The organism is Algoriphagus sp., assembly GCF_029254265.1.
In the GTDB taxonomy this organism is placed as follows: Bacteria; Bacteroidota; Bacteroidia; order Cytophagales; family Cyclobacteriaceae; genus Algoriphagus.
Genome location: NZ_JAQWXX010000086.1, coordinates 23,227 through 32,942 on the forward strand (window position 1 = coordinate 23,227; position 9,716 = coordinate 32,942).

At 43.0% G+C, this 9,716-nt stretch carries 7 protein-coding genes; 6 read left to right on the top strand and 1 reads right to left on the bottom strand.

Translation table 11 applies throughout. The features are described from left to right. The first annotated feature begins 675 nt into the window (after positions 1 to 675). The 6 genes from P8O16_RS12965 to P8O16_RS12990 all read left to right on the top strand — a co-directional run bounded on the left by P8O16_RS12965 (position 676) and on the right by P8O16_RS12990 (position 8,823). A complete protein-coding gene (locus P8O16_RS12965; protein WP_300315625.1) occupies positions 676 to 1,194 on the top strand; it encodes a T9SS type A sorting domain-containing protein in 519 nt (172 codons plus the stop codon). 19 nt (positions 1,195 to 1,213) lie between these two features. Further along, entirely contained in the window at positions 1,214 to 1,840 is a 627-nt protein-coding gene (locus P8O16_RS12970) for an outer membrane beta-barrel protein (RefSeq protein ID WP_300315628.1), read from the top strand. An 89-nt stretch (positions 1,841 to 1,929) separates the two neighbouring features. Then, on the top strand, positions 1,930 to 5,361 hold the full coding sequence (locus P8O16_RS12975; RefSeq protein WP_300315631.1) for an FISUMP domain-containing protein: 3,432 nt from the start codon (positions 1,930 to 1,932) through the stop codon (positions 5,359 to 5,361). A gap of 171 nt (positions 5,362 to 5,532) precedes the next feature. Then, the gene (locus tag P8O16_RS12980; protein WP_300315634.1) at positions 5,533 to 6,933 is read left to right on the top strand and encodes a TlpA disulfide reductase family protein; all 1,401 of its coding nucleotides are present in this window, start codon (positions 5,533 to 5,535) and stop codon (positions 6,931 to 6,933) included. Between the two features lie 224 nt (positions 6,934 to 7,157). Then, complete coding sequence (locus P8O16_RS12985; RefSeq protein ID WP_300315636.1) at positions 7,158 to 7,532, top strand: hypothetical protein; 375 nt, start codon at positions 7,158 to 7,160, stop codon at positions 7,530 to 7,532. 259 nt (positions 7,533 to 7,791) lie between these two features. Continuing rightward, entirely contained in the window at positions 7,792 to 8,823 is a 1,032-nt protein-coding gene (locus P8O16_RS12990; protein WP_300315639.1) for a hypothetical protein, read from the top strand. A gap of 81 nt (positions 8,824 to 8,904) precedes the next feature. Here the strand turns inward: P8O16_RS12990 and P8O16_RS12995 are convergent, their stop codons facing one another. Further along, on the bottom strand, positions 8,905 to 9,234 hold the full coding sequence (locus tag P8O16_RS12995; protein ID WP_300315641.1) for a hypothetical protein: 330 nt from the start codon (positions 9,232 to 9,234) through the stop codon (positions 8,905 to 8,907). Between the last annotated feature and the right edge of the window lie 482 nt (positions 9,235 to 9,716).

The following is a 9,716-nucleotide window of genomic DNA, read 5'->3' on the forward strand; positions in this document are numbered from 1 at the left end:
TAAGTTAGAAATAGGTGATAAATGGTTTCAATTGGATACACCTTAAATCGATTGGCTTTCCCTTTTGCGTCTATTTCCAAAATATCCCACTGATTGATCTCTCTTTATTGCCAATTAGTTCCCGAAAAAAGCTTCAGAAATATATTCCTCCCAAAACCTAAGCGTAGAACCATTTTTCAATTTCATTTGGAGTTTATGGAAGCTCTGACAACATATCGTTTGCTTTATGATTGATTATTTAAATAGTCATTTATGTTTTCACTCAAGACACCCTTTTGAAAATTATTTCAATGGTTTTTTCACTGATTAATTTATTTACTTCTTCTTTAGTTAACGGTAAATCCCTAATTATTAGAATTAAAACAGGATACCTATCCGTTTTTGTGGCAACAGATATATAATTTTTTGGGAAATCAGAGGAAGTGCTGAATTTGTGTCCTTTTTGGTTTTCTGTTTTTAAATTCTAAGGATTTTAGTTTACCGAGATTGGTGCGAATTATATTAAATGTGATTAAAACTTTTTTCAATTCTCCCTCAACCCATCATTTGCTTCCTAAAACTTACTATTAACCTGTTTTTTTAAACTCCGGGGGTTTATCGGGGGGTGATTATTTAGTTTTTTGTACACTTCCACCAATACATTTGAGGCCTTAAGCAATAATTAATATCTCCACGATGAATCAAAAATTACTCTTACTAATTGCCCTATTAGTTGCTTTTATTCCCTTTTCGCAAGCACAGCAAAACTCAACCGTTTTTCTGGCTAGAAGCACCACAGGGATCGCAGGTTCTTCCAAAAACATAGCTACCAATGGCAAAACCTATGTCATGCAGCAGAGTATTGGCCAGGCCAGTCCCATAGGGACTTTTTACTCGAAGAATTTTATTGCCAGACAAGGCTTTTTACAGCCTAATGTATTGGCATACAATAAAGGCATCGCTATTCCCCTAAGCTTAGACGCCAATGTATATCCAAATCCTTTTGCAGAAAGTGTCACGATCGCCTTTTCAGAACAGATCAATGAGATCATAGACGTGACGGTGTTTGATGCTTTGGGAAGAATAGTGTTTTCAAACAGCTATTCGGGAGGCCAAAAAGTAACTGTTGATTTTTTCAATCTTCCGCCGGCCTACTACCTGCTAAAAGTAACCGCAAACTACAAGCTATTCATGAAAAAAATAATCAAGAACTAATTATCAACAATAGACTACTATGACCACAATTAAGAAAATCACCTTGGTGCTATTGCTCTTTGTAGCCACCAATGCCACTGCGCAGCAAGTGTATTTAGAGGGAGGGAAATCCTCGACCACATTTGACTTTACCAGCTCAAAGGGGGTGAAACTGGATAATTTACAAGCTACGGCCCATAGTTTTATGGCCTTAGGGTACCGAAATCAGGTGTTCACCGAGAATTTAAGCCTGTCATTTGGCGCCAATTATTCCGGTTACGGCGCTATTGGCAGTAACGACGCGCAGGGAAATTACATGGAGTGGGACGTAAACTATGCGGGCTTAAATGTCGGAGTGGATTACACACTGTTTAACGTTAAAAGAGCTAGCATTTATGTCAAAGGCGCAGTATCCACCGCATTTTTCATTCAGGGAAGCCAGATACTGAATAGCCGGGTCATTGATTTAAAAAACAACGAGGACTTTGGCACCATGCTCAATCTGCAAGTCGGAGCAGGATTCTCACATCCGATCTCAGAACACCTTTCCTTCTATACGCAATACCTGTATGGTAAAAGCGCCGATATGTCCAAAGGAGATGCTGAACTGAAAATTGCAAGCAACAATGTGAGTTTTGGATTACTAATCAATCTAGCAAGGAAATAGCCGAAACAAAACCAGCTCAAGTTGCTGGAAAAAAAAGACAATAAAATCAAATAAAAATCAACATAAATGACCGAAACAAAAAAGTAATTATGAAGAGATTATTACTATTACTATTACTGCTGACGGGATTCCAGGGGTTTTCACAAACCCGGGGAATTAGCTACCAAGCCGTCATTTTAAGTCCCAGTGACCAGGAACTACCCGGAGAAAATGCTGCGGGGAATATCTTGGCCAATACTGCGGTATCGATCCAGTTTACGATTGTAAATGCATCGGCAGGGGAGGAGTTTAAAGAATATCATCGCACAAGTACCGATGGGTATGGGATGATCAATCTTTTGATAGGAACAGGAACGAACACAGGCAGTTCCAATTTCACAGACATAGTCTGGGATGGCACGCTAAAAAAATTGAAGGTAGGGATTGACTTTAGCGGAGGGACTAATTTTTCTCCACTAAGTGAGCAAAATCTAACCTATATGCCACAACCTGTAAACGATCAGACTGCGCAAGCAATTGCGAGCATCCTGGTGGATCAGGCAATTTTGAAACAAGAAGTCTCGGAAATTGAATTGCTCCGTGGTGAGCAAGGCGAAGCAGGACCACAAGGTATCCAGGGAGAAGTTGGTCCGCAGGGACTTAAAGGAGACAAAGGCGATACTGGAGCCCAGGGTATCCAAGGAGAAATTGGTTCACAGGGAATCAAAGGCGAAGCAGGACCACAAGGTATCCAAGGAGAAGTTGGTCTGCAGGGAAATACTGGAGCTCAAGGTATTCAGGGAATAAAGGGCGACCAAGGTATTCAAGGAGATAAAGGTGATACTGGAGCCCAAGGTATCCAGGGACTAAAAGGAGATCAAGGTGATACTGGAGCTCAAGGTATTCAGGGACTAAAAGGAGATCAAGGAAATACTGGAGCCCAAGGTATCCAAGGAGAAGTTGGTCCGCAGGGACTTAAAGGAGATAAAGGAGACACCGGCGCCCAGGGTATCCAAGGAGACAAAGGTGCTACAGGAGCACAAGGTGTTCAGGGAATAGCAGGACCTAAAGGAGATACTGGAGCACAAGGAATTCAGGGAGTAGCTGGACCTAAAGGAGATCAGGGTCCGCAGGGAGAAAAAGGTGCTACGGGTGAAGAAGGGCTTCCTGGATTGAGTGGAAATGATGGATTACAAGGGGCCAATGGTTTAAATGCGTATGATTTAGCTGTTAATTATGGGTTTGTAGGAACAGAAAGCCAATGGCTTACATCATTGAAGGCTTCACAGGATATTTCCGGTATTGCGGAAAACGCTTCTTTACTAAACGCTGTAATAGCAACCGTCGGTTTGGAGGATGATGGAAGTTATATACCTAATCCTGTTACAAATTACATCAAGAATGAAACCTCTTTAGCAGCTGCATTACAAACGCTTGACGCCGCTATTAACAATATGCCTGTAAGTACATTTTCAACATCCTCAAACGTTACTTCGAATAATGGCGGTACTATTGCCACCGACGACTTTGTTTTTGGGAGCACCTCTTTAGAGAGTATAGATGGATCTGAGGATGATAAACGAATGTTTTTCAGCAAAAGTAAAGGCGCTTTTAGAGCAGGGTATGCTGATGGCAGACGATGGGATGCTGATAGCGTTGGCCTGTATTCCACTGCAATAGGTTATAATACAAAGGCATCTGGAGAAAGTTCTTTTGCAACAGGTGAGGAAACAACAGCATCAAGTAGTAATTCAACTGCAATGGGGACAAGCACAATTGCATCCGGGTATTCTTCCACCGCAATGGGTGGTCGAACAACCGCAGCCGCGAATTATTCAACCGCAATGGGGGATGGCACAAAAGCTATTGGCACTACTACCACTGCTATGGGGTTTGAAACAACTGCATCCTTTTTTTATTCTACCGCAATGGGTTCCGGCACAAAAGCATCAGGGGAGGCTTCCACTGCAATGGGAAAAACAACAACCGCATCAGGGGAGGCTTCGACCGCAATGGGGGGGATTACCACCGCATCAGGGGCGTATTCCACTGCAATGGGAGGTTATACAGACGCATCAGGGGCGTATTCCACTGCAATGGGTGTTGAATCAATTGCAACAGGTTTTGCCTCAATCGCAATCGGGGCTGGTCTAACTTCATCCGGGAAAGTCTCCGTTGCAACGGGGAATAAATCAGTAGCGTCAGGGGATAATTCTACCGCCATGGGTTTAGGCACAAAAGCCCTTTCGTATAATGAAACGGCAATCGGGGGATTTAACACTACCTATACACCAAATAATACCACTAGTTGGGATGCAGCAGACCGTTTGTTTGTAATTGGTAATGGTATTGAAAAAGCCACCAGCGATGCCTTGGTAGTACTTAAAAATGGAAATACCTCCTTAAAAGGTGAGTTAACCCTAACTGATGGCTCAAGTAGTTATACTATTCCTAATACAGATGGTGCTAGTGGACAAGTATTGGCTACAGACGGTTCTGGAACTTTAGCATGGACAACGCCAACATCAGGTGTTGCTCCAGGTACAAACGTAGGTGATATGCAATACTGGAATGGTAGTGCTTGGGTAGTGATTCCTTCGCCTACAAATGATGGCGCTATATTGACGGCAGTAGCTGGTGTTCCAACCTGGGTGGGTGGCACTCCACCTACTGCCACTGCTCCCGATGCAGTAATTATAGGCACTGCCACCGCAGGTGATGGTGAGGCTACGGTAGCATTTACCGCTCCGGCAAGTGACGGTGGTGAAACAATCACCGGATACACCGTCACTTCAAGTCCTGGTGGGATAACGGCAACTGGCACGAGCAGTCCGATTACGATCACCGGACTTACGAATGGCACGTCCTATACCTTTACCGTCACTGCGACCAATTCTGCCGGAACAGGTGCAGCAAGTGATCCTTCTAATTCCGTGACTCCTGCGGCTGCCGTTCCTCCAGTTTCATCTGTTCCATCTGTAACCGCTACTACTGGTAGAGTGTGGATGGATCGTAATCTGGGTGCTACACAGGTAGCTAACAGTAGTACAGATGCGGACTCGTATGGTGACTTATATCAGTGGGGACGTGCTGCTGATGGGCATCAACTTAGAACAAGCAGTACAACAACTACACTAAGCAGTACTGACGTACCGGGAAATGCTAACTTCATCCTAAATACTGGTGATTGGCGTAGCTCGGCAAACAATGACCTGTGGCAGGGCGTAAATGGCGTGAACAATCCATGCCCAACCGGGTATCGCTTACCTACTGAAACAGAATGGGAAGCTGAACGTACAAGTTGGACCGGTGGTAACAACTCAGCAGGTGCTTTTGCTTCTCCGCTTAAATTGCCCGCGGCGGGCTACCGCAACAATAGCAGTGGTTCGCTCGACGCTGTCGGGGCCTTCGGCGTCTATTGGAGCAGTACGGTTAGTGGTACCTCGAGCAGCCTCTACTTCAACGGCAGCACTGCCTCCATGCTCAACAACAACCGAGCCTACGGAATCGCTGTTCGTTGTATCCAGGAGGTGGAAAATTGATAATTCTTTCTCTTTTCACCCTTTATCCTGCCATCCTTTTGGGGTGGCAGGATTTTACTTGTAGAAAAATATGAAATGCCCAAGAGAAAAGTGCTCACACAAGGGAATGATTATTTAGGGCATTCCTCCGGATAGCTAACGGGATGACCGCTAAAACCAAATTATAAACAAATGAAAATAATTAAATTATACCTACTCTTAGTATTCAGTGTAGCTACAGTTCAGGTGCAGGCCCAGCATGCGATCAGGGGTAGTTTTCCGGGCTTGGCAGGTCAGCAGGTTCGCCTGGTTGGTTTTCAGGATTTGGATATTTACAGCATCGATAGCACAAGGGTTTCGGATGAAGGTGCTTTTACCCTGACCTATACCGATCAAGACACCGGCATGGCCTATCTGGCTGGGGAAGACAACAAAGCCTATTTTCTGGTGCTTGCGAATGAAACCATCGAACTTCAGGGAGAAGTGTTGAGTATGGCGGAACGTATCGTTACGGTTTCGGGAGATCAAAACAAGCAATTTGTGCGCTATGCGGAGGAGCACCAAAAACGAGAACAAGCCTTAAGTGCCTGGGTGTATCTGCAAAAAATATATCAGGGCGACTCGCTCTTCTCCATTCACCCACTTCCACAGCAAGGCATTGCCGGCGAAATACAACGGGTGAAACAGGAAGACCTGGATTTTTTGAGCAGTCTGGATGCTGAGAGTTACCTAAGTTGGTATCTGCCGGTTCGGAAACTGGTGAGTTCGGTTGCCAGCGTAGCGCAATACCGCACCGAGGAAATCCCTGCGAGCCTAGCGGCTTTCAGAAGTTTGGATTACAGAGATCCCCGCTTGTATAAAAGTGGCTTGCTTCGGGATGTGATGGATAGTCATTTTTGGTTGCTGGAAAACAGCGGTAAACCCCTGGATTCGGTCTTTGTGGAGATGAATAGATCCATTGAGGGGATGGTCGAAAACCTGCTCACCGAGGAGCAAAAGCTAAACATAATTGCCCCGTATTTATTCAGTTTACTTGAAAAGCGGAGTCTGTTCACCTCATCGGAATATTTGGCACTCCAACTACTCGATTCAAAAGCGAGCTTAAGTCCTGGATTTGCAGCGCAATTAGAAACCTACCGCACCATGAAGAAAGGGAATATTGCCCCTGATCTTGTGTTCAATGGGGATATCCTTGCTCCGGGCTATGCAGGGGGCGTAATCCCCAAAAAGCTTTCCGAGCTGAAGAGCAACTACACCCTAGTGGTATTTGGTGCGAGCTGGTGTCCGAAATGTACCGAAGAGATCCCCGAAATAGCCAGCTACTATTCAAAATTGAAGCAGCAGGATATTGAAGTGGTGTATGTGTCCTTGGACGTAGATGCGCAGCAATTTAAAAGTTTTGCGGGCGCATTTCCTTTTGTAAGTGTCTGTGATTATCAGAAATGGGCGAGTCCGGCTGTAAAAAGTTACCATGTGTTTGCGACCCCGACGATGTACTTGCTGGATGCGCAGCGAGAGATCCTGCTTCGTCCTACCAGCGTGGGGCATTTGGAGGCTTGGGTAGATTGGAATCTGGTGCAGGGGGATAAGTAGCAAGCTTAGAAAATCATAAGACTAGGGACATAGTGGAACTCTACTCGCCTGAATTCAAATGAGTTTTCCTGAGATTTCACCGGTCGGTCTACTCTGATAGTTCTTAGGGCCGGGTGTAGCTTGCGATATGCTGAGATATAAAGCAACTACACCCTTTCAATCCCGAATAATTCCTGGCGGTAGAATTCATCGAAACTTCCGAATATCCCATAATTCCAGCCCGAATGGTAGTAAGACCACGATTACAGCAAGCTATTCTCATGAAAGATTTGGCGAATCTAAGGCGTCTGCAAATCAAGAATGATCAACTAAGTGACTTTCGGCAGGAGAAGAAAGCAATAAAAATTGTATCACTTATCTATCTGGGCCTATTCGTCCTAGTACTTGGGGCGATGGTCATTCTCGAGTTTCCTATATCCAATTCGCAAGTGTTCGGGATGGAAGGAAATATGGGAACAGAAGTGCTGACATTACTAGTATGTAATGTGTTGCTATGGATTTTTCCAGTGCTTAGAATATTCTCCATAAATAGGAAGATCAACTTACTAGAGCTTGAGTGTCACATACTAGTAGAGAAGACCAAGCATATGAGTAATTAAAAATAGGAGTAGTCTTAAGAATGTTAGTAGCGAGATTTGCCTTGTTTTTCTGCTTGAAATAGGGTTGAGCGAAGTTTGGCGAAATCGAATTTAAACGGAGTTTTAAGCTGTTAGATCAAGCTACTGTTTGGTAAGCGAATTATCATTTTTAGAAATATATAATGCTCTAATTTAATTTTATAACCTGAATTTCAATTAAATAACAATTTATCTGGTGTGATCACCGCACGCCAAACAAAGTTTTATAAAAAAAATAGTTGTGAAAAACCAATTTGAAATTATTAGTATCCCTAGCGTATTTGAATCAGCACCAGAGGTTCTTGATAGTATCGCCGAGAAAGTCCAAAAAGGGCTGAAGGTGAAAATAGGGGAGAATTTTTTCATTGTAGGAGACCTTGCCCTAAGCGAAGGCAATCAACCGCACAAAGAAATTAATTCGGCTCCTAATGATCTGGATTATCAAGTATTATTGACTTCAGCCTTATTAGTCTCTTATTCCAAACTTGGGAATCCGCTTACAGTATCTACAGGTTTCCCCTTTGCATCTTTTCAGGTAAACAAGGATGCCGCCCATGCGAACCTTGTAAAGGTCCATTTGGTGACTTTTGATTCTTCAGTCTTTTCTTCTGGAGGCATAAAAAAAGTAGTCATCGAAGTAAATAATGGTTCGATCATTCCTGAAGTTTCCTCCAGTGCACTTGCTATCCGCAATATTCATGATATAGAAGGTGATTTCATGGTACTTAGCCTAGGCTATGGGACTTTCGAAACCATATTCAGTGATGCAACAGGTGAGTTTGGTATTCAGCGAACCGCTTCTTCTTCACCTGGAATTAACTATGCACTTCAGGCCTTGGGTAGAGAGCTGTTTAATCTCTATCCATCGACTATGATCTCCGATGTTTTTTTGGATGAAGGTCTTAGAAATGGCTTTATGTTTATCAACAGAAAAAAGGTTGATATCACTGCACTTCGTCTTAAGGTTATAACCTTTTATTATGAGAATGTAATCTCCCCAAGCGTGAAGAAGGCATTTACGGATAGAGAATTTGCACGTTCTCAGGGTATTTACCTTGCTGGTGGTGGCGCCTTGTATCCAGAATTGGTTGCTTTGTTTGAGGCAGAATTTAAAGATGTGATAAAAATAATCGTTCCCGAAGATCCACATCATCTGGCTGCAAAAGGATACTGCTTGAAGAGTGCGAAATTAAGTGGAGGTGATAATGGTCAGGCGGTTGGTATAGATTTGGGGAACTCATCTACTATTATCTGTTTGATAAAGCAGGATTAATTAGATAAAATCGAGCAGGACTCAAACGTCACACACTGGGATGGTTGTCTCGTCCTGACTTGGACGACACTTCCTTCCTGTTCAAATCGTGACAAACCAAACCACCATCAGAAGAAAGCTGTCTTCTTTCATCAAATTTGGACCATAATAGGTCAGGATAGAAGTCTTTGGGGTCGGGTACATCCAAGCTGCTGGCCCCAAAAATGATCTCCTTACCTTCAAAAATTGCTCCCCTTCGGGTGATTCAAAAGTGAAATTGCGAAGCCCTATGGCTAACTCGGGATGTACTTGGTAATGGACATCACCTATAAAAATTCCTTCAAACTTTGTCTTTTTGGATAAGCCTAAAAATGTCCTTATCTGGCCTTGAACGTTTAATCTCTTATCCAAGTACCTGTTGGAATAATCCACTCGAATCCCACTTTGGTGCTTGGATTTAAAAAAATCACATAGACTATATCAGAAAATTTTCTAATCTACATTCAGTTTTTACCACCTATTATTTCTGTTCTAAAGGCCTCACTAAGTAAGAGGAAATCCTAAAAGTCCAAATCGACCTTGCCAATTCTTTTTAAGTTCTATCAGATTTCTACTGTTTCAGTGGAGCTTTGACTCTTCGAGTAAAAAACAAACTCAGCTGTGATTAATAAAAATAAAAAATAGGGTATAATCTACTTTTAAGGGAACATAGGTGATAGAATTGCATAAGTTTATCGGGGATCAGTAAGTTAGAAAAGACTGTATTTTTAAAAGCTAGTCTACTGTTTTTTTGTGATTGCTCTTTCCGATTAAAAGTTGGACTAGTTACGCTGCGATTTTAAAGTTATAATATTCATTTGGTGTTTTCATATTTAAGGCAGAATGGGGAGCAAATGTGTTGTATTCTTCTACCC

Bases quoted from the DNA above. Each gene is read 5' to 3' on its own strand.
- P8O16_RS12985 (WP_300315636.1), top strand. From the start codon at position 7,158: ATGGTAGTAAGACCACGATTACAGCAAGCTATTCTCATGAAAGATTTG.
- P8O16_RS12975 (WP_300315631.1), top strand. From the start codon at position 1,930: ATGAAGAGATTATTACTATTACTATTACTGCTGACGGGATTCCAGGGG.
- P8O16_RS12970 (WP_300315628.1), top strand. From the start codon at position 1,214: ATGACCACAATTAAGAAAATCACCTTGGTGCTATTGCTCTTTGTAGCC.
- P8O16_RS12965 (WP_300315625.1), top strand. From the start codon at position 676: ATGAATCAAAAATTACTCTTACTAATTGCCCTATTAGTTGCTTTTATT.
- P8O16_RS12980 (WP_300315634.1), top strand. From the start codon at position 5,533: ATGAAAATAATTAAATTATACCTACTCTTAGTATTCAGTGTAGCTACA.